This is a genomic window from Novosphingobium sp., from assembly GCF_020852455.1.
Lineage (GTDB): Bacteria > Pseudomonadota > Alphaproteobacteria > Sphingomonadales > Sphingomonadaceae > Novosphingobium.
This window is the reverse complement of record NZ_JADZAT010000015.1, coordinates 48,414-66,822: the sequence shown is the minus strand read 5'-3', so window position 1 is coordinate 66,822 and position 18,409 is coordinate 48,414. Positions and strand designations below refer to the sequence as shown.

At 61.4% G+C, this 18,409-nt stretch carries 20 protein-coding genes, 1 tRNA gene and 1 pseudogene; 16 read left to right on the top strand and 6 right to left on the bottom strand.

What is annotated here, in order from left to right; genetic code table 11:
• Positions 1-73 precede the first annotated feature (73 nt).
• Positions 74-1,858 (top strand): ABC-F family ATP-binding cassette domain-containing protein, encoded by a 1,785-nt coding sequence (locus IT549_RS07910; RefSeq protein WP_292971730.1) that lies wholly within the window; start codon positions 74-76, stop codon positions 1,856-1,858.
• On the opposite strand, the gene IT549_RS07905 is transcribed toward IT549_RS07910, so the two are convergent.
• Positions 1,859-3,673: a DUF885 family protein gene (locus IT549_RS07905; RefSeq protein WP_292971728.1), complete on the bottom strand. Its 1,815-nt coding sequence runs from the start codon at positions 3,671-3,673 to the stop codon at positions 1,859-1,861.
• Between the two features lie 99 nt (positions 3,674-3,772).
• Positions 3,773-4,249 (bottom strand): DUF6456 domain-containing protein, encoded by a 477-nt coding sequence (locus IT549_RS07900; protein ID WP_292971726.1) that lies wholly within the window; start codon positions 4,247-4,249, stop codon positions 3,773-3,775.
• A gap of 97 nt (positions 4,250-4,346) precedes the next feature.
• Here IT549_RS07900 and IT549_RS07895 point away from each other — a divergent pair, with 97 nt between their 5' ends.
• Both IT549_RS07895 and IT549_RS07890 read left to right on the top strand, forming a co-directional pair.
• Positions 4,347-4,919, top strand: coding sequence for a helix-turn-helix transcriptional regulator (locus IT549_RS07895; RefSeq protein WP_292971724.1), 573 nt, complete (start codon positions 4,347-4,349; stop codon positions 4,917-4,919).
• Entirely contained in the window at positions 4,916-6,094 is a 1,179-nt protein-coding gene (locus tag IT549_RS07890; RefSeq protein WP_365776485.1) for a glycosyltransferase, read from the top strand. The genes IT549_RS07895 and IT549_RS07890 overlap by 4 nt, the downstream gene beginning before the upstream one ends.
• A 14-nt stretch (positions 6,095-6,108) precedes the next feature.
• Here the strand turns inward: IT549_RS07890 and secF are convergent, their stop codons facing one another.
• Genes secF through yajC form a run of 3 tightly spaced genes read right to left on the bottom strand, consistent with a single transcriptional unit; the run spans position 6,109 to position 9,076 of the window.
• Positions 6,109-7,086, bottom strand: a complete 978-nt coding sequence (gene secF / locus IT549_RS07885) for a protein translocase subunit SecF (protein ID WP_292971722.1) — start codon at positions 7,084-7,086, stop codon at positions 6,109-6,111.
• Positions 7,087-7,098: 12 nt separating this feature from the next.
• Positions 7,099-8,700 carry a protein translocase subunit SecD gene (gene secD / locus IT549_RS07880; protein ID WP_292971720.1) on the bottom strand — a complete coding sequence of 534 codons (1,602 nt, stop codon included), beginning with the start codon at positions 8,698-8,700 and terminating at the stop codon, positions 7,099-7,101.
• Positions 8,701-8,737: 37 nt separating this feature from the next.
• On the bottom strand, positions 8,738-9,076 hold the full coding sequence (gene yajC / locus IT549_RS07875) for a preprotein translocase subunit YajC (protein WP_292971718.1): 339 nt from the start codon (positions 9,074-9,076) through the stop codon (positions 8,738-8,740).
• A 239-nt stretch (positions 9,077-9,315) separates the two neighbouring features.
• On the opposite strand from yajC, the gene IT549_RS07870 reads away from it, so the two are divergent.
• The 11 genes and pseudogenes from IT549_RS07870 to IT549_RS07825 all read left to right on the top strand — a co-directional run bounded on the left by IT549_RS07870 (position 9,316) and on the right by IT549_RS07825 (position 16,851).
• Positions 9,316-9,392: transfer RNA gene (locus tag IT549_RS07870), tRNA-Pro, on the top strand.
• 190 nt (positions 9,393-9,582) lie between these two features.
• Positions 9,583-10,488, top strand: coding sequence for a hypothetical protein (locus tag IT549_RS07865; RefSeq protein WP_292971716.1), 906 nt, complete (start codon positions 9,583-9,585; stop codon positions 10,486-10,488).
• A gap of 72 nt (positions 10,489-10,560) precedes the next feature.
• Positions 10,561-10,758 carry an AlpA family phage regulatory protein gene (locus tag IT549_RS16185; RefSeq protein ID WP_365776480.1) on the top strand — a complete coding sequence of 66 codons (198 nt, stop codon included), beginning with the start codon at positions 10,561-10,563 and terminating at the stop codon, positions 10,756-10,758.
• A 63-nt stretch (positions 10,759-10,821) separates the two neighbouring features.
• Positions 10,822-11,463: a hypothetical protein gene (locus IT549_RS07860; protein WP_292971714.1), complete on the top strand. Its 642-nt coding sequence runs from the start codon at positions 10,822-10,824 to the stop codon at positions 11,461-11,463.
• A 207-nt stretch (positions 11,464-11,670) separates the two neighbouring features.
• A complete protein-coding gene (locus tag IT549_RS07855; RefSeq protein ID WP_292971711.1) occupies positions 11,671-12,051 on the top strand; it encodes a hypothetical protein in 381 nt (126 codons plus the stop codon).
• Between the two features lie 116 nt (positions 12,052-12,167).
• Complete coding sequence (locus IT549_RS07850) at positions 12,168-13,190, top strand: type IV secretion system DNA-binding domain-containing protein (RefSeq protein WP_292971708.1); 1,023 nt, start codon at positions 12,168-12,170, stop codon at positions 13,188-13,190.
• Positions 13,191-13,200: 10 nt separating this feature from the next.
• Positions 13,201-13,722: pseudogene (mobF, locus tag IT549_RS07845) on the top strand (MobF family relaxase); the annotation flags it as partial.
• Positions 13,723-14,112: 390 nt separating this feature from the next.
• Positions 14,113-14,790 (top strand): AAA family ATPase, encoded by a 678-nt coding sequence (locus IT549_RS07840; protein ID WP_292972099.1) that lies wholly within the window; start codon positions 14,113-14,115, stop codon positions 14,788-14,790.
• Between the two features lie 173 nt (positions 14,791-14,963).
• Positions 14,964-15,557: a hypothetical protein gene (locus IT549_RS07835; protein WP_292971705.1), complete on the top strand. Its 594-nt coding sequence runs from the start codon at positions 14,964-14,966 to the stop codon at positions 15,555-15,557.
• A gap of 30 nt (positions 15,558-15,587) precedes the next feature.
• Positions 15,588-16,499 (top strand): IS1595 family transposase, encoded by a 912-nt coding sequence (locus IT549_RS07830; protein ID WP_292971704.1) that lies wholly within the window; start codon positions 15,588-15,590, stop codon positions 16,497-16,499.
• 97 nt (positions 16,500-16,596) lie between these two features.
• Complete coding sequence (locus IT549_RS07825) at positions 16,597-16,851, top strand: hypothetical protein (RefSeq protein WP_292971702.1); 255 nt, start codon at positions 16,597-16,599, stop codon at positions 16,849-16,851.
• Here IT549_RS07825 and IT549_RS07820 read toward each other — a convergent pair.
• A complete protein-coding gene (locus tag IT549_RS07820) occupies positions 16,848-16,985 on the bottom strand; it encodes a hypothetical protein (protein ID WP_292971700.1) in 138 nt (45 codons plus the stop codon). The two genes, IT549_RS07825 and IT549_RS07820, sit on opposite strands and share 4 nt — an antisense overlap.
• Here IT549_RS07820 and IT549_RS07815 point away from each other — a divergent pair.
• Together IT549_RS07815 and IT549_RS07810 are read left to right on the top strand one after the other, a co-directional pair.
• Entirely contained in the window at positions 16,984-17,553 is a 570-nt protein-coding gene (locus tag IT549_RS07815) for a hypothetical protein (protein ID WP_292971698.1), read from the top strand. The genes IT549_RS07820 and IT549_RS07815 overlap by 2 nt on opposite strands.
• 69 nt (positions 17,554-17,622) lie before the next feature.
• Positions 17,623-18,384 carry a hypothetical protein gene (locus IT549_RS07810; RefSeq protein WP_292971695.1) on the top strand — a complete coding sequence of 254 codons (762 nt, stop codon included), beginning with the start codon at positions 17,623-17,625 and terminating at the stop codon, positions 18,382-18,384.
• Positions 18,385-18,409: the final 25 nt, after the last annotated feature.

Genomic DNA, 18,409 nt, shown 5'->3' with positions numbered 1-18,409 from the left:
GGGGTAGGAAAGACGCCGCGTCAGGTTCGGCCCGCTTGTCATTGCACCGCACCCGGCCTAGGGCGCCGCGATCATGGCGGCCGCACCAATCCTTGCCTGGGAAGAATTGAGCCTGATCCAGGGGTCGGGCTGGCTGTTCCGTGATCTCGACCTGTTCATCGCCCCGCGCGATCGGCTGGCGCTGATCGGCCGCAATGGCGCTGGCAAGACCACGCTGCTGCGGCTCATTTCGGGCGAGATCGAGGCCGACAAGGGCCGCCGCTCTATCCAGCCGGGCACCAGGATCGTGATGCTGGAACAGGATCCGTTCTTCACCGGCTTTGATACGCTGATGGATTTTGCCCTGTCCGGAAAGGATGCCCCGCCCCGGCACGAGGTAGAGGCGATTGCCGGCCAGCTGGGCATCGATCTGAGCCGCCCGGCGGACAGCGCCAGCGGCGGCGAACGACGCCGCGCCGCGCTGGCCCGCGCGCTCGCCAGCGAGCCCGACCTGCTGCTGCTTGACGAGCCGACCAACCACCTTGATCTGGCTGCGATCGACTGGCTGGAAGACTGGCTGAGCCGCTACAAGGGCGCCTTCGTGGTGATCAGCCACGACCGTACTTTCCTGGAGCGGCTGACCAAGGCCACCCTGTGGCTCGATCGCGGATCACTGCGCCGCAAGGAAATCGGCTTTGGCGGCTATGAGGCCTGGATGGAGCAGATCTATGCGGAAGAGGCGCGGGCCGCCGACAAGCTCGATGCCAAGCTGAAGATCGAGGCGCACTGGCTGGAACGCGGGGTCACCGCGCGGCGCAAGCGCAATCAGGGGCGGCTGGAGAAGCTGTGGGAAATGCGTGCCCAGCGCGCAGCCATGCTCAGCCCCCAGGGCACCGCCAAGCTGGGTCTGGCGGTGGACGATGCCAAGTCCAAGGCCGTGATCGTGGCCGACCGGGTGTTCAAGAAGTTCGGCGATCGCCCGATCATCAAGGACTTCACCTTGCGGATCACCCGCGGCGACCGGATCGGGATCGTCGGCTCCAACGGTGCGGGCAAAACCACGCTGCTGAAACTGCTGACGGGCGAAATCGAGCCGGATTCTGGGACGGTCACCCTCGCCAAGACGCTGCAGGGCGTGCTGATTGACCAGCAGCGCAGCCTGATGCAGCCCGAAAAGCGGGTGCGCGATGTGCTGGCCGAAGGCGGTGACTGGATCGACGTCCGGGGCACTCGCAAGCACATCCAGGGCTATCTCAAGGACTTTCTGTTCGATCCCTCGCTGGTTGATGCCAGGGTCGGCACCCTTTCTGGTGGCGAGCGTTCGCGCTTGCTGCTGGCCCGGGAATTCGCCCGCAAATCGAACCTCCTGGTGCTCGACGAGCCGACCAACGATCTCGATCTCGAAACGCTCGACCTGCTGCAGGAAGTCATCGCAGATTATGACGGAACCGTGCTGATCGTCAGCCACGACCGCGACTTCCTCGACCGCACGGTAACCGTCACGCTGGGGCTGGACGGTTCGGGCAAGGTCAATGTGGTTGCCGGTGGCTATGCCGACTGGGAGAAGCAGCGGCAGAAGCGGAATACCCCCGGCAAGGTCAGCCGTTCCGCCGAGCCTGCCCCACCTTCCCCTCCTCCGCCGCCGAAAAAGGCCAAGCTGTCCTACAAGGACCAGCGCGACTACGAGCTGCTCCCGACCCGGATCGAAGAATTGCTGGCCGCAATCGCGCGCGACGAAGCGGCACTGGCCGATCCGGCGCTCTACACCCGCGATCCGGCGAAGTTTGCTGCGCTGACCAAGGCGATCGAAGCGGCCCGCGCCGAAAAGGACGCTGCCGAGGAACGCTGGCTGGAACTGGCGGAGCAGGTAGAGGGATAACTACCCCTTCGCCAGCCGCTCCTTGATCCGTTGATCGATCCGCATATCGAGCATCGAAAGCGGCATCACGCCCTCCTTCAACACTTCGTGGAACCAGTGCAGCGAGAACTTCGTGCCCAGCGCTGCTTCGGCCTTCTGACGTTGTTTCAACCAGGCCATGTGGCCGATCTTGTACGAACAGGCCTGGCCGATCTGGGTGCAATAGCGTTCGACTTCACGCTGGCAGCGCGGGCGGGCAAAGCCGGTGGTGTGGACCATGTAGTCGGTCGCCTGCTCGCGGCTCCAGCGCTTGGCATGGATCCCGGTATCAACCACCAGCCGCGCGGCACGGAACAGGAAGCTTTGCAGATAGCCGGCGCGCTCGATCCCTGAAAATGCCCCCAGCTCGTCCGCCAGCTGTTCGGCATAGAGCGCCCAGCCCTCACCATAGGCTGACAGGAACATGTTCCGCAGCAGCATCGGCAGATCGCCCGAAAGCTGGGCATAGGAACCTTGCAAGTGATGGCCCGGCGTCCCTTCATGATAGGTCAGCGCGGGCAGTGAGTATTTCGGCCAGTCGCCTGTATCCTTGAGGTTGATCCAGTAGATCGCCGGCCGCGATCCATCGAGCGAGGCACGGTTGTAGTACCCGTTCGAGGCCCCATCCTGGATCTCGACCGGCACGCGCCTGATCTCGAGCGGCTGGCGAGGGATATCGGCGAAGGCCCTGGGCAGGCGCTGCCACATGTCCGCCACCCCGGCATTGAGGCTGTCGATCAGCGCCTTTCGACCCTCGTCAGTGTTGGGATAGAGCTGCTCGGGCCGTTTGTTGAGTTCGGTCAGACGTTCGGCGACGCTGCCTTGGGTCAACCCGGCCTGCTTGAGGATCGCATCAAGCTGGCCGCTGATCTCGGCGACCTGGGCCAGCCCGGCACTGTGGACCTGCTCGGGCGTCATGCTGGTGGTGGTCGCCTGGGCCAGTGCGGCGGCATAGATTTCATCACCGCGGGTCAGCCGCCAGGCGCCGTCCCCGGCGCGGGTTTTGCCGCGCAGTTCGGTCATCAAGGCGATCTGGCGATCGAGTGCGGGATAGACCGCACCTTCGATGATCTTTGCCGCGCGGCCCTGCCAGTCGCCCGCGATCCCCTTGGCCTTGGTCTTGTCACCCAGGTACTGCGCCATCGTGGTTTCAGCAGCGGCGGGCGAGCGCAACTTGGCGATCTGGCCCAGCGTCAGGTTGAGTGACCAGCCTGGGGCAACAAAGCCGCGCGCGGCCTGGGCCCGCTGTTCGGCGCTGTCTTCATCGAGCTGGCGGGCAAAGGCGCTGAGCCGCGCAAGATAGGCCTCGGCATCCGCAGCATCACCGACCGGGTGGGTGGAGGTAAGGAAATCGGGCACTTCGAAGTAGGACCCGCCCTGCTGGAAGATCGGATAGGGCCGCTGGACCGAACCGATATCGAACTTCTGCGCGGCGATGCTGCGTTGCTGCAACTGGAAGATCGCCAGCGCGCGATGACGCTTGCCGGCCTCGCTGAGGCCGACCTCCGGCACTGCCCTGACCTTGCCCAACCATCGCTGGTTGCGCGCCAGGTCGCTGCGCCGCTCTGCTGCGGTGGCCGGCGAAAGCTCGCTACGCAGGTGCGCGAGCTTGCCCTTGTCGAGCCCCAGCGCGGTGGCGAATTCGGGCGAACGGGCAATGCCATCGTTGAAGATCGCATCCAGCAGGCCGTGCAACTGCTTGTCCCCGCCGGCACCCTTACCTTTGGCAAAGCCGGGTTCGGCGGCAAGGGTCAGCGCGGCAGCACCGGTCGAGGCAAGGAATTGACGACGATCCATGGTTTGCTCCCCAGTCCATTGGGCTTTGTGCCAGTCTGGACGGGTTTGTCATCGATCGTCACACCAATCGACGAAGGACTGCCGCACGCCGATGAAGGACTATCGGCCGATCCGGTAGTACCCTGCGACCCGATCGAGCGCGATACCCAGCACCAGCTTGCCGCTGCGGGCCGGCCAGGCCAGCGCGCGCTCGGCACTGGGCAACCCCTCCCCCGCGCAGACCACCCGCCAGAGAATGTCCGACAGCCCGGGTCCGGCCAAAGCAATCGCCCCGCTGAACCGCTCGCGCGCGGCGATCTGACGCTCACTGGGGTTGAGCGAATGATCCGGTCCGCCGCCTTTCACCCGTACCGGATCCCAGCGCATGGTGACCCCCGCTGCCAGTTGCGCCCGTTCGAAATCGCGGCGCAGGCATTCTCCAGCGGCAAACTGCGCGTCGCTGAGGTGACCGCGCGCATAAAGCCAGCCCAGCACGCTTTCCGCAAGGTTGACCGTAACGCTGCGCTTGCCCTTGCCCGGGGTGCGGCGCGAGGGGCCTTCACTGGTAAGTTCGCGCTCGACGAGTTGTTGTTTCATGGCATTTCCCCTTGGCGGTTCGAGTCGCCACAGGCTTGCCAAATCAGCGATATTGTAGGAAAGCGATAAAACCAATTTGGTTACCGGAAGTCTCAGCATGATCAACCGCATTCGCGATATCCGCCGCCAGAAGGGTCTGACCCTGGCCGACGTGGCTGAGCGTTGTAGCCCGCCGACCACGGCCCAGACGATCGGACGGCTGGAAACCGGGATGCGCCAGCTTTCGCTGACCTGGATGAACAAGATCGCCGCAGCGCTGGAGGTTGAGGCCGAGCTGCTGGTGCGCGGTGAAGAAAGCGATGCGCCGAAATATGTCGCGCGCCTGACCGCCGATGGGGCCGAGGCCCTGCCCGCACCGCGCGATGCCATTCTGCCGTCGGTGCTGGGCGGAGAGACCGGGCTGGTCGCGCTCGATATCGAACACGGCGCCGGCGAATATCGCGCCGGCGACCAGTTGTGGCTGCGCCAGCATGGTCCGGACGACTATCCCCGCCTGCTCAACCGCGATGTCCTGGTGCCGCGCCCCGGCGGGCGTTTTGCCTTCGGCCGGATGATCGACCGTGACGATAGCCGCGTGGCGATCCTGGCTCCGGGCGCGGGCACACGGCAGGTTGTGGTCGAACATCCGGCCTGGATCGCGGTGGCCGAAATGCTGGTGCGCAAACTGTGAGCCGATTGCGCGTCCTGTCGATTTCGACGCTCTATCCCAATCCGGCTAACCCCAATTTCGGGGTCTTTGTCGAGCGCCAGATGCAAGCGGTGGCCAAGCGCGGTGATGTCGATCTGGTGATGGTAAACCCGGTCGGCCTGCCGCCCTTCCCGCTTTCGCTCCACCCGCGTTATCGCGCGGTGGCGAATTTGCCTGAGCGTGAGGAGCGCGGCGGGGTGACTGTGCTGCGCCCCCGGTTCCGCCTGCTGCCGGGCATCGGTGGTCGGTTCAATGCGCGCGCCGTGGCACGTGCGGTGCTGCCGCTCGCCCGCCGCCTGCATGCGGAACTGCCGATCGACCTGGTCGACGCGCAATTTTTCTACCCCGATGGGCCGGCTGCGGTGCGGATCGCCAGAAAGCTGGGACTGCCCAGCTCGATCAAGGCGCGCGGGGCCGATATTCATCACTGGGGTTCGGCACCCGGCGTTGCCGGGCAGGTGCTCGCAGCGGGGCAACAGGCCAGCGGCCTGCTCGCGGTTGCCCAGGGTCTGGCAGACGATATGACCGCGTTGGGGATCGATCCGGCAAAGATCACGATCCACCGCACCGGGCTCAACGCCGATCTGTTCCGTCCGCTCGACCAGAAGCTCTGCCGCGATGAACTGGGTCTGCCGCGTCAGGCCAAGGTGCTGGCCTGCGTCGGCGCACTGATTCCCCGCAAGGGCCAGCGCTATGCCATCGAGGCAATGCCCTTGCTGCCCGAAGCGACGCTGGTACTCGCGGGCAAGGGCGAGGATGAGGCCATGCTCAAGGCGCTGGCCAAATCGCTGGGCGTAGAAGATCGCGTGCGCTTCCTGGGCGCGGTGCCGCATGATCGCCTGCCGATCGTGCTCAACGCTGCCGATGTTTTCGTGTTGCCAACCGCCAGCGAGGGCCTGGCCAATGCCTGGGTTGAGGCGCTGGCCTGCGGGACTCCGGTGGTCACTACCCCAATCCCCGGCGCAGTCGAATTGCTGACTGACCCGGCCTGGGGTGCCTTCGCCGCGCGCGACAAGCTGGCGATCGCGATCGAGGTCAGCCAGATCCTGGCCGATCCGCCCAGCCGCGAGGTCGTGCAGGCAGCGACCGCCGGGTTCAGCTGGCAAGCCAACGCGGCAGCGCTCGTCGAATACTGGAGGCGGCTGGCCGCCAGGTAATCAAGTTCCGTTGATCAGGCCTGACCGCGCGCGAGCTTTTCCTGCCGATCCAGCTCGGTTTCGACCGGAACGAAGCTGGCCGCAGTGACCTTGAGCCAGATCAGGATCGGCGCCGCCATGTAGATCGAGCTGTAGGTCCCCACGAAGATCCCCAGCGTGATTGCCGCGGTGAACCCGAAGATCACGTTCGGCCCCAGCAGCAGCAGCGACGCCAGCGTGATCAGCACCGAAAGCGAGGTGACGATCGTCCGGCTGAGCGTTTCATTGACCGACAGGTCAAGCAGCTCTGGCATCGGCATGCGGCGGTACTTCTTCAGGTTTTCGCGGATCCGGTCATAGACCACGATCGTATCGTTGAGCGAATAGCCGATCAGGGTCAGGATCGCGGCAACGATGTTGAGGTCAAACTCCATCTGGGTCAGCGCAAACAGGCCCAGGGTCAGGGTCACGTCGTGGACCAGCGCGAACAGCGCGCCGACCCCGAACTGCCATTCAAACCGGATCCAGATGTAGATCGAGATCGCCACCATCGCCAGGCCAAGCGCAATCATCCCGGTGCGAAACAGTTCGCCTGAAACCTTGCCCGAAACCGAATCCACACCGTCGATCCGCGCATCGGGATGCGCGGCCTTGACCGCAGTGGTGATCTTGTTGGCCATTTCATTGGCCAGCCCGGTGTTCTGGTCAGCCCCTTCGGGCAGCTTCATCCGGATCGAGACCTCGTTGGGCTTGCCAAACTGCTGGATGGTCGGCTCGCCATAGCCCAGCTTGGCCACGCTTTCGCGCAGTTCCCCGACCGGGGCATCCTTGCTTTGAACAAAGGTCACGCGGATCATCTGGCCGCCGATGAAATCGACCCCCAGATTGAGTCCCTTGGTGAAGACCAGGCCCAGGGATGCGGCCATCAGCAGGATTGAAATCACATAGAACGGCACGCGCCAGCGCAGAAAGCCGATGTTGGTGTTGTCGGGAACCAGCTTGAGCAGTTTCATCGGACAGGCCCCTTACAGCACAAGATCGTTGGGCCGCGCCTTGCGCAGCCAGTTGGCGACCCACATCCGGGTCAGCGTAACAGCGGTGAAGACCGAGGTAGCGATACCGATCGCCAGCACCACGGCGAAGCCCTTGACCGGTCCCGAGCCGAAGAAGAACATCAGCACGGCCGCAATCACGTTGGTGATGTTGGCGTCAAAGATCGCGCGGCTGGCTTCCTTGTAGCCCATCTCGACCGCCTGGACGACCTTGCGGCCCCGCGCCCGTTCTTCGCGAATACGTTCGTTGATCAGCACGTTGGCGTCAACCGCAGCACCGATCGTCAGCACGAACCCGGCGATCCCGGGCAGCGTCAGCGTGGCGTTGATCCCGGCCATGATCCCCAGGATCAGCAGCGTGTTGATGATCAGCGCCAGGCAGGTGTAGACCCCGAACCGGCCATAGGTCAGCAGCATGAACAGCATCAGCGCCAAGGTGCCGACGCCCATCGCGATCATGCCCGACTTGATCGAATCCGCGCCCAGATCCGGCCCGACCGAGCGCTCCTCGACCACCTTCAAGTCAACCGGCAGCGCGCCGGTGGCCAGGTTGATGGCCAGTTGCTGCGCGGTTTCGGCCGTAAAGCTGCCGGAAATGCGCGCCTGGCCGCCCAGGATCGGTTCATTGATATTGGGGGCCGAGATCACCTTGCCATCGAGGATGATCGCAAAGGGCTTGCCGACATTTTCGCTGGTCAGCTTCGCGAACTTGGCGCCGCCCTGCTGATTGAAAGCGATTTCGACGATCGGTTCGTTGGTCTTGGGATCGTTGCTGGCCTTGGCGTCGGTCAGCTGGTCACCCACAATGCCGCCCAGCCGGAACACCGCCAGCGGCACGATGCCGTCCTTGGTCGGGTTCGCGAACGGAACCAGTTGGGTCCCCGGCTGGGCGATGCCCTGAGCGCGATCGGCCTGCGTGGCGTTGACATCAACCAGCTTGAATTCAAGCTTGGCAGTCTGCCCCAGCTGGTCCTTCAGCTTCTTGGGATCGGTAAGCCCCGGCACCTGCACCACGATGCGGTTGCCGCCCTGGCGGATGATGGTCGGCTCGCGCGTGCCCATCTTGTCGATCCGGGTGCGGACCTTTTCCACTGCGCCGCCCATCGCCTGATCAATCGCCTGATTGATCCCGGCCTGGGTCGGGGTCAGCACCACCTGCCCCTGGTTGACCTGAAGGTCCCAGTCACGCTGGCCGGTAACCCCGGCCCCATAGGTCAGCGTCTGCAGCGCTTCACGCGCGGCGTCGCTGCGGCCGGGATCGGCCAGGAGGACCGATACCTTGCCATCCTTGGTCGAAACCTCACCCACTTCAATGCGCGGTTCGGCCTTGGCCAGGCGCGAGCGGACGTTCTCCTCCATCTGCTCAAGCCGCAGCTGACGCACCTGGTTCTGGTCCGCCTCAAGCAGAATGTGGCTGCCACCGGCCAAGTCCAGGCCCAGATTGACCTTGGGATCGGGCAACGCCGCGGGCCACGATAGGCCGGCTACCGATGCGATCGATGGCAGGGCCATAGCCGCGCAGGCAAGCGTGATCAGCCAAAGAAAGGCCTGCCGCCAGGGGGGGAAATCGAGCATCTTGGAGCTTTCGCTGGGAGCGCCGCAGCGCTGATAATCAATCGTTCGCGGGGGTCGTGCCGCCCGGCGGGACAACATCGGCAATGGTCGACTTGAGCGCCTTGACCTTCACATTGGGGGCCAGCTCAAGCTCGGCATAGTGTTCGTCAACCTTGACCACCTTGGCCAGGAACCCACCGCCTGTCAGTACCTGATCGCCCTTCTTGATTCCGCCGATCTTGGCCTGCAATTCCTTTTGCCGGCGCATCTGCGGACGGATGATCAGGAACCAGAACACCGCCACCATCAGGATCAACGGCATGAACTGGACCCAGGCCGGCGGAGCTTCGGCGGAAGCGGCGGCAGACGAAAGAAGCGGAATAAGCGAAGTGGTCATGGATCGGCTTTCGGCACCTGATTGCGACACGCACCTGCAAAGGGCAGGCGAATTGCGCGCGCCTAGCAGCTAAGCGCCGCAGGTGCAACGCGCCGCCCCCCGCAGCGCTCCCTCCAGATGGCGCTTGTTCCACAGCCTTCAAGAGGCCGCATGCAAATTGCCAAGTCACGCTTGCCAGAGCCTGCACAGCTGCCTATAGGCGCCACTCCCTGCCCGGCCGCGCGCCGGGCCGAAACGGTCGGGACGTAGCGCAGCCTGGTAGCGCATCACACTGGGGGTGTGGGGGTCGGAGGTTCGAATCCTCTCGTCCCGACCAATATTTCAAGCACTTAGATCGAATTTCTCGAAACCGCATCACCCCAAAATCGCTCTGGTGGTGCGCTGGTGGTGCAGATAGTGCCACGATGTTCTCATCGCGATGCATCGCAGAGCATCGAATATGGACACCACGCCCCCCTTTTTCCGAATTGAACGACGGACTGATTCCCCCTAATCCGAGGGGACGGATGCAGGAGCAGTTGCCCCTCAGCCCCGCCGAGTTCGTCAAAATCCGGGACGGCTTCATTGCGTTTCTCAAGCAACCGGCTGGGACGCCCATAGAGCTGATCATTCCGCAAGAGGTTCTCGGCGCGATGGCTTCGGCGGCGCGACTTGGACGCACGCGCCAGCGTAAACTCGATTTCCTGCGCAGCATCTCGTTCCTGGTTGCATCGACGGGCGCAGTTCTTGGCGCGGTCATGAACCCCAGCATCATTGGCGTCGCGATGCTGTTGGCTGGTGGCGGGGCATTCGTCTGGGCGCACAATCGGAGCAAGGTCCGAAGCGAGCCCGAGATCGACGAGCTGATTGCTGAACCGAATGAGACGCTTCAACGCAACCTGCGTGCGCTTGAAGACTTCAAGGGCCTGATCGCGAACGGGGACATAATCTGCGAGGAACGCTTACCCGACGGCACGGTCAAACCCCTGTCGCCGAAGGCGCGAGCGGCCTTCTTGGCCGATCACGGCTCGCTCCTCGTCGTCAGCCGCGATCAGTCGCTATGGCAGTGCAATCCGCATCGGCCAATTCCGATGAGCGCCTTGTGGGTCAGGCTTGGGGGGCGCGTTGCTCCAGTCTTCGTAACTTCGCGCACGTTGCTGGATACGGCGGATCGCGAGTTGTTCAGTCGGCGGGTCGAGTGGTTCCTCTCGCAAGCCGACAAGGCGGGTTCAAAAGCCAATTCGTTCCGAGCCGCCGTTCAGATCATCGTGGCACTGCGGCGTCCCGATCTCGTAGGCTTAACTTTCGAAGACAAAAAGGAAAGGCTGGCGGCTGAAGGGTTGAGCAACAGCAGGATGGAGAAGCTCCATGCGGGCATCTATCCGGCGTTCAACAATTTTCTGCGCTCGCTGCCGATGCATGAATTTCCGTGAATGTGGAACTGAATTCACTCTGACGCCCCGATTTGCCACGTCCTGCATTCCAGCGAATGAAAGGACCATGCAATGCCTCCGAACCGAGACCAACTTCTGACCGTATCCGACGTGCTCAACGTCACTGGCTTCAAGTCACGCACCACATTGTATCGCCGTGCGCGCAGCGGGGCATTCCCATGCCCCTGCCATATCGGCGCGGGCAAAATCCGGTGGCGCTCGGGCGACATCGAAGACTGGCTGAGCAACCTACAGCCCCGTCGCTATTGACCTGACCAAAAGGCGCAGCAGCCGCGCTTGATTGCTCGGCGACGCGCACCTCCCCTCACCTCCATGAACCCCAGCAATCGCGATTTCGCGAAAGGATGCCCCATGTCTATTTTCCATCGCGCCTTGGATCGGCTCGCTGATTTCATCTGGACTGGCCGCAAGGTCGATCTGCGCTTCACTGCCGAATACCGCACCGCCTGTTACGCGGTGCCGATCATCAAGAAGCTGCTTGCCGAGGGCGCGGACGGCGACGCCTACCGCGTCGCACTCATTCCCTGGCACGAGGCGGAAAGACCGCCGCATGCGACCTATGAAGGCGACACGTCCCGGTGTCGGATCGACGGGCCGTTGCAGGAAGCTGGCACGCATTGGCTTCCGCTTGGCGGACTCATTCTCTCCCCCGGTGTGACCGCACATCTCGATCCGTTCGAGGCTCGGGCGCTGCACGAGAAGATGCAGCAGGCGATTGAAGCCGTCATTCGCACCTGGGTCCGGGACCATGATTTGGCGGCGGGACCATCCGTCCCGGAACATTTCGACAGGCGCAGAGCCGACCGCAAAGCCAAGGCGATGATCGCAGCCTGGGCGTCTGAAAACGTTGCTGCTGCCCTGCCTTTCGACCCCGACAATGCCGACAAATGCTGTTCTGGTGAACACGCGGACGCGCCCTGCAGCGCTTGCCGGAAAGGACCAGGCCGTGACTGATCCAACGCCCCCAAAAGCCGATGTTGCAGGGCTGCGATGCTACGCATCGCAGAAGGATTTTAGCCACAGACCCTACGCACCGTCCGTGCCGGATTTCCGCCAAGTTCCTGGGAGGCCATGCGCGCGCCTAGCCAAGCATCCCCGGGCAATCCCAGCAATTCAGCCAAGTTTGCAGCGCGCGCATGGCGCGCTGCGGGAGGTGCTGCCATGAATCGCATCAAGCTCTCTATTCGCATCCCTGCCGAACAGGAAACCCTGATCCGGCACATCGCCAAGACGCGCGGGATGACCCGCTACCAGGCTTTGCTACGGGTAATCGAAACCGGCCTTTCGTCGATCACGGGAGGTGCGCAAGTGCGCTCGCAACTGGCGAGCGATGAGGCCCTTGCCGGGATCGAATCCCGCCTCGCTTCAATCGAATCCCTCACCGACCGCAGCCTGTTCACGGCCAGCGCGGCCTACGCCTATTCGCGCCGGGCGGCGCTGCGCAATGACAGCGATGCCGACCGGGTTGACGCGGCTACCAGTGATGCAGCTCAGGCCGCCTATCGACGCCAGCGTGCCCTTGCAGCGGAGGCGCTGTCATGAGCCGCGATCACGACAATCTGCTGCGGGGACAGGGCCTGTTTCGGCAGGCCATTTCGGGTTTCATGGCGCGGTGGAAGGCTTACGCCTGGACCACCGCCGGGACCGCCGCGTTGGGCATGTGGTGGAACCTGCAAAGCGTGGAGCCTTGGCAATATATCTGCGCTTACCAGCACGGCCAGGGCAGCCTCGTCACGGTCTTTGCCGGAGGCAGGACCGACCCCGAAATCACCGTCAATGTCGGTGGAAGATCGGGGCACCTGCCTGCAAGCATTCTGGCCAATGATCCGGTCTGGCAGCGCTGCTGGGACGACATCGAAACGCGGATGATACTGGGTGGCTTGCTCGGTGGTCTGTGCGGCCTTGGCTTGTGCTTTGGCCTAGCTGTGTGGATGCGCGATTGGGGCCGCAAGGCGGCGCAGGATCGTGTAGTCGCAGGTACCCGGATCGTCAGCGAACGCGAACTGCGCAGCCTTACAAAGAAGGCCACGGACAAACGCTCGCTCCACATCGGCACGGTCGGCATTCCGGCCTGGCTAGAATGCCGCCACTTTGCGATCCTCGGCACAACCGGCGCGGGCAAGACGACGGTGCTGCGGCAGATGCTCGATACAGTTGAAGCGCGCGGCGAACCTGCCTTGGTCTATGACACCAGCGGCGAGTTCGTGGCGCACTATTACCGGCCCGAACGCGGCGACATCATCCTCAACCCGTTCGACAGCCGCTCTGTCTATTGGTCGCCATTCCTGGAAATTGCCCACCCCGCTGATGCCGATCGCATCGCCCGCCAGCTCGTTTCCGAAACGGGCGAGCGCGATGACGATGTCTGGCTGGAAACCAGTCGCATCCTTGTCGCCAATGTCCTGCGCGTGCTGAGCGCCGAAGGCCGCACCACCCTGCCCGACCTGCTCAACGCTTTGCAGGCCAAGACCAAGGAAGAAATGAAGGTATGGCTCGCGGGAACATCGTCGGCCCGCACCTTCGAGGATGATGCCGACCGCGCCACCGGCTCGGTGCTGTTCATGCTCGCCAAGGCATCGAACCTCCTGCAGTTCCTCTGGCGCGAGCCGGGCGACGCCAGGAGCCTTTCCTTCCGCGAATATTTCGCCGGAGTAGACAAGCGGAACGGCCCCAAGCCGTGACCGCGCGGTCAAATCTGCACTGGCGTTCGCCGAACGCCATGCCGCCGCCACCCGGATCAGGCAGGACGGCATTGTTGAGCGGATTCAAACCGGCAATCTTGTTGTCGCCAGCTTTCGGCACGACACCAGCCGGGCGCAGGACCCCCAGCTCCACACCCATAATGTGATCATGAATGCCACGCGCGACGCCGATGGCAACTGGCGAAGCTTGGAGCCGCGCGCACTCTATCAGCTTCAGAAGGCTATCGGCGCGGTCTACCGGCAAGAGCTGGCTGTTGGCGTGCGGGCGCTTGGCTATGAGATCGAAGCAGGCAAAGACTCGCTGTTCGAGATCAAAGGCGTGTCGCCCCATGTCATCCGGGCGTTCAGTGAGCGCACAGCCCAGATCGAGGCTCGCCTTGCCGAACGCGGCCAGACCACCGCGACAGCATCGCCGGACGAAAAGCAGGTCGCCACCCTCGAGACCCGCGAGGCCAAACGGGAGGTAGATCGGGGCGAACTTGTCCGGGACTGGCGCGCGACTGCCGATGCCGCAGGCTTCAATCAGGAAGGGCGGCAAGCACTGGTAAACCAGGCCGAGACCACTGCCGCACAGGCCGATCACGCCGCGCTGATTTCAGCGCAGGGTGAGTTGCTAGCCCATCGCGCGGTTGCCTTCGCCGCCGAGAAACTCGGCGAGCGGCAGGCAGTGTTCTCCGACGCTGATTTGGAGAAGGAAGCGGGGCGGTTCGGGCTGGGTAAAGTCAGTGCAGCGCAGATCGGCGCGGCCATCGACCGGTCCAATCGCGCAGGCGAACTGGTTCCGCGCACCTTCCTCGATAAGCGCGGGGCGGAATTCGCGGGGTTCACGACGGCGACGAACATTGCAAACGAGCACCGCCTGTTACGCGCCGAGCTTGAGGGACGCGGCGCAGTCAAACCGATGCTTTCGCCAGTTCAGGCGGCGAAAGCCGTCGCGCGCACCGCGCTCCAATCAGACCACCCCTGGAATTCCGGCCAGCGAGAAGCCGCTAGGGCGCTGCTCACCAGCACCAATCGCGTGACTGCCCTGCAGGGCTATGCGGGAACCGCCAAGACCACGACGGTTTTAGCGACGCTGCGCCAATGGGGCGCGAGTAAAGCTGAGGTCTTCACCACACAGCCGCTCGCCATCATGGCGGGCGATCGCATCCAGTTCACTCGGAATGATCGCGAGCTTGACCGCATCAACGGCGGACATGGAACCATCACCGCAATCGACCAGCAGTCGCGCACTGCCACCGTTCGCGGGCCGCGCGGCCAGACCCAGACGCTCAATCTGGACAACACCCGCGACCAGCACATCCGCCACGCCTACGTCGAAACCGCCTTCGCCGCCCAGGGCCGCACCGCCGATCACGTCATCATCCACGCCGACAGCAAGGCAGCCAATCTGGTCGATCAGAAGTCGTTTTACGTGAGTGTTTCGCGAGCACGAGAGTCAGTGGCGATCTATACCAACGACCGGGCAAAGCTGGTGTCTGCGATCAATGAGCGCGCGGGACTTTCTCATACCGCGGTTAGCGAGGCGGCAATTGCAGCGCCCGCCGCTGGCAAGAGCCTAGGTGCGGGTTTGGGCTGAGTGGTCTGTCCTAGTCGAAGGCGTAGGAACCGTCGTTTCAAGGCTGGATCGGGTGTTAGTTCGGAGCAACAGGTGATTGGCGCGGGCATTGATAGAGCTAGCAGGTTCCATGATTGACAAATTCAGCGCAGAGCAGGCAAGCTATTGCGGGCGACCATAGGGGGAAGGTCTAGATGTACGATACAGAAATGGCAGTGGGGATTTCGGTTGTCGCTGCCATACTTGTAGGGTGGCTGGTATCGTTAGACGTCTACGGACTTCTCGTCTCTCAGCGCGCAATATTCAAGATCGAGGCTTACCATAATTCTCGACGAAAATTGGCGTTCCTGCATGCCTCTGTCCATTCTGGCGCATTCTTTGTTTACTCGGTAATTTTGTCGGGACTGATTGATTTTCCGTCTTTGATTGGCCAAACTTTGGCATGGCTAAACATTAATTGGCAATTGCCGTTTGACGGCAAGGCTCTTTCTGCAACTATGGGGCTTTTGTCATCGGTGGTTATCGTGCTCTTTGTCTGGGCGACCTATTCGGCAAAAATTTCAGAAGATCATAGTGAAAAGCTTGACCCGAAGGTGTTAAACGGCCTGCGTTTTGACATAAGAGCGTTTTATTATTGGTGGAAAAATAGAGCAGCGTCAAATTACAGAAAATTTCAAATGGCAATGGCCCTCCTTGTTGCTGTAGATATGCTTGCCGTTACTTCATTCATACGTGTATTTTTCAAGTTTGCGAAAGGCAATTATATACTTTACTTAGCAGGCCGATGATGGCATACAGGCTGCACAAGGAACGCAGCCATGAATATCAATATCACCAACCCCATCTTTCACGACGAAGCCAAGGCTCTTGCGCACCTTGAAGCCTCGCGTTGGGCCGATGGTGTGATCTGCCCCCATTGCGGTTCGGATCGTGTCCACCGCATGGAAGGCAAAACTCAGGCTGGCATGTTCCTTTGCAATGCCTGCCGCGACAAGTTCACCGTGCGCACTGGCTCGGTTATGGAGCGCTCGCACGTTCCTCTGCACAAATGGCTGCTGGCAACTCACATCATGGCAGCGTCAAAGAAGGGTATGAGCGCCCTGCAAATGTCGCGCATGATCGGCGTTACCTACAAGACCGCTTGGTTCCTCTGTCACCGTATCCGCGAGGCTATGGACCAAGCCGATGGTAATGGACCCCTTGGCGGTCCTGAAACCGTTGTAGAGGCCGATGAAACCTACGTAGGGGGCAAGGCCAAGAACCGCGCCACCCGTAAGCCTGCGCCCAAGAAAGCCGTTGTCGCCCTTGTGGAGCGCGACGGTAAAGCCCGTTCGTTCCACGTCGCCAACGTCAACGCCAAGCATCTGCGCGGCCTGATCGTTACCAATGTTGACCGCAACGCCCACCTTATGACCGACGAAGCCCCTGTTTACACCCGCGTTGGCCGCGAGTTTAACGGTCACTCGGTCGTCAATCACTCGGCCAAGGAATACGTTTCGACTGGCGGCTTCAAGCACTCAAACACCGCTGAAAACTTCTTCTCCATTTTCAAGCGCGGCGTGATCGGCACCTATCACCACCTGAGCGAAGCCCACCTTGGTCGCTACTGCCGCGAGTTCGATCTGCGCTACAACACCCGCGAGATGAATGACGGCGAACGCGCTGACCTAATCGTCAAGGGCTTCGTTGGTCGCCGCCTCACCTATCGGCGGACTGCTCTCGCAGCCTAAAACTTGGAAGCCTCCCGTTGAACGCGGCGAACGCCGCAAGCGGTGGACTCGCGGCTAGAGTCGTGCGCTTATGTATCTCACGAAACAGGAGGTTCCGATGAAAGCAGACGATCTAGGTCATCTAAAGAAGGCAACGGCAATCTTAACCGCTTGCGTCGTTCAAACTCTGAATGAATCCGATCCATCCTTTCAAGAGCGGTTCCTAGAACGCCTTGCTCGCGCTTATCGCGAGTTGAAGGACAATACGGACGGGGATGTGCAGAATGAAATGGAATTGCTCGCATGGACCCGAGAGCTCCTTACCGGCTTCAATATGGTGAGCGGGAAAGGAGAGCCGTTCCTAGGCGGCTAGTCCTTCCCCTTCTTTTTGTCGTTCGCGCCTCTATGCGGCTTGTGCGGGGTCGCCAGCATCACCTTGAGCGCCGCCTCGCGGCGGGCTTCGGTTTCAGCTTCGGTGTAGGTTTCAGCTTCAGAGGGCTTGGGCATGAATGATCCTCACTATGCAAATCGCATCGCGCAGATAGGCAACATCTGCGTCCAATGGTCCGCCCTAGAATACCACACAGCCATTGCCATTTGGAACCTTGCCGGGGTGGTAGATCAGGAAATTGGCAAGATACTAACCGCCAATCTCGACCTTAAGCAACGCGTCGGCATGGCCTTCGCTTTGGCGCATACCGTGAATGCTCCGATCCCCTTCAAAAATGCGATCAAGGCGCTTCAGACCGCCCTGCAAAATGAAGATCTAATACACCGCCGCAACCAAGCTGTGCATGGCATACACTTCCAAATCGACGAGCCTGGTGCAGCCGGTATCGAAATGCACAGAGGCAAAGGTGGACGCGTCCAGCGTATCCAGCGGGACAAGGATTTAAACCAACTTGGCGCAAGGCTTGCAGAACTGAGGGACAGCTTCCTACTGGCCCTCACAGCATATGTTGCCAATCTTCACGCGGACGCCGTGGCATCCATCCCCTCGGTCAAAGAGGCGCTAGCCATTATCGAAAACATCGCTTCAACAAACTCGCGCGGCGACGACAAAGGGCCAGAGTAGAACTCTGAATCATATTCAGAGAACAGCGCAACACCCGCGTCTATCACGGACGGTGCGGGCTTCAGCGTAATGTCGGCCTGTCTCGAATCGTGTAGGCCCATAATTCTGCTCACTCAAGTATATAATTGCCTTGCGAAAGATGCGGCTAGCACCCATCCTGATAGTCATGTTACAAATATTCATTTTGAATTTTATTTATCAAATATTGGCATACCGATATTCTTCGACTACCTGATATTTGCGTTATTTATTTTCTCAGTTGTTTTTATTAGATCTTATAGCGCAATTAAAGATGGCATAGAGCTAAACGAATTTGAGAGTGCCAGCGGAGAAATCCCAGAAATTATGCTCAAAAAGCTTAAGGATCGCTTATTTAGAATACGAATTATTGAAGCTTTTCTTGTAATGTTTTGCCTTTCAATGGCAATTCTACACTTTTTTGGCCCGGCCATTGCATTGCCTTCGTCAGTCGTTTCGAGATTACTTATTTTAATCGCCCTCAGCGCGATATTAACAGGAATGCTTATTTTTTATAACGGGGGAAGTGGGGCCATAAGGCAGTGCGTTGAGCGTGGCCTCGTGGCGCCACAAAACGCCTTTGCTGATATGGCGAAGTGGGACGCAACGAGTAAGATTAACAAGCGATTTGTCTGGACCGTTAGTGTAGCCCTACCCGATCCCACCCAGTTTATCATGCCCGGCGTGCAGCCGGTCAGCCTGGGCGAGCGTTTGCAGTTCCAGGCCGGGCTGCCGATGCAGCCGCGCCGGGGCCAGAAGCCGCTCGATATCGGCTTCTGGGATCCGATGCGCGATCTGTTGGTGCTGTTCTGATTGAGGATGAGAAATTGCGGCCCGC

What these genes read in the sequence shown, in the direction of transcription:
- IT549_RS07910 (WP_292971730.1), top strand. Translation starts at nt 74, where the DNA reads ATGGCGGCCGCACCAATCCTTGCCTGGGAAGAATTGAGCCTGATCCAG.
- IT549_RS07905 (WP_292971728.1), bottom strand. Translation starts at nt 3,673, where the DNA reads ATGGATCGTCGTCAATTCCTTGCCTCGACCGGTGCTGCCGCGCTGACC.
- IT549_RS07900 (WP_292971726.1), bottom strand. Translation starts at nt 4,249, where the DNA reads ATGAAACAACAACTCGTCGAGCGCGAACTTACCAGTGAAGGCCCCTCG.
- IT549_RS07895 (WP_292971724.1), top strand. Translation starts at nt 4,347, where the DNA reads ATGATCAACCGCATTCGCGATATCCGCCGCCAGAAGGGTCTGACCCTG.
- secF (WP_292971722.1), bottom strand. Translation starts at nt 7,086, where the DNA reads ATGAAACTGCTCAAGCTGGTTCCCGACAACACCAACATCGGCTTTCTG.
- secD (WP_292971720.1), bottom strand. Translation starts at nt 8,700, where the DNA reads ATGCTCGATTTCCCCCCCTGGCGGCAGGCCTTTCTTTGGCTGATCACG.
- yajC (WP_292971718.1), bottom strand. Translation starts at nt 9,076, where the DNA reads ATGACCACTTCGCTTATTCCGCTTCTTTCGTCTGCCGCCGCTTCCGCC.
- IT549_RS07865 (WP_292971716.1), top strand. Translation starts at nt 9,583, where the DNA reads ATGCAGGAGCAGTTGCCCCTCAGCCCCGCCGAGTTCGTCAAAATCCGG.
- IT549_RS16185 (WP_365776480.1), top strand. Translation starts at nt 10,561, where the DNA reads ATGCCTCCGAACCGAGACCAACTTCTGACCGTATCCGACGTGCTCAAC.
- IT549_RS07860 (WP_292971714.1), top strand. Translation starts at nt 10,822, where the DNA reads ATGAACCCCAGCAATCGCGATTTCGCGAAAGGATGCCCCATGTCTATT.
- IT549_RS07855 (WP_292971711.1), top strand. Translation starts at nt 11,671, where the DNA reads ATGAATCGCATCAAGCTCTCTATTCGCATCCCTGCCGAACAGGAAACC.
- IT549_RS07850 (WP_292971708.1), top strand. Translation starts at nt 12,168, where the DNA reads ATGTGGTGGAACCTGCAAAGCGTGGAGCCTTGGCAATATATCTGCGCT.
- IT549_RS07840 (WP_292972099.1), top strand. Translation starts at nt 14,113, where the DNA reads ATGCTTTCGCCAGTTCAGGCGGCGAAAGCCGTCGCGCGCACCGCGCTC.
- IT549_RS07835 (WP_292971705.1), top strand. Translation starts at nt 14,964, where the DNA reads ATGTACGATACAGAAATGGCAGTGGGGATTTCGGTTGTCGCTGCCATA.
- IT549_RS07830 (WP_292971704.1), top strand. Translation starts at nt 15,588, where the DNA reads ATGAATATCAATATCACCAACCCCATCTTTCACGACGAAGCCAAGGCT.
- IT549_RS07825 (WP_292971702.1), top strand. Translation starts at nt 16,597, where the DNA reads ATGAAAGCAGACGATCTAGGTCATCTAAAGAAGGCAACGGCAATCTTA.
- IT549_RS07815 (WP_292971698.1), top strand. Translation starts at nt 16,984, where the DNA reads ATGAATGATCCTCACTATGCAAATCGCATCGCGCAGATAGGCAACATC.
- IT549_RS07820 (WP_292971700.1), bottom strand. Translation starts at nt 16,985, where the DNA reads ATGCCCAAGCCCTCTGAAGCTGAAACCTACACCGAAGCTGAAACCGAA.
- IT549_RS07810 (WP_292971695.1), top strand. Translation starts at nt 17,623, where the DNA reads ATGTCGGCCTGTCTCGAATCGTGTAGGCCCATAATTCTGCTCACTCAA.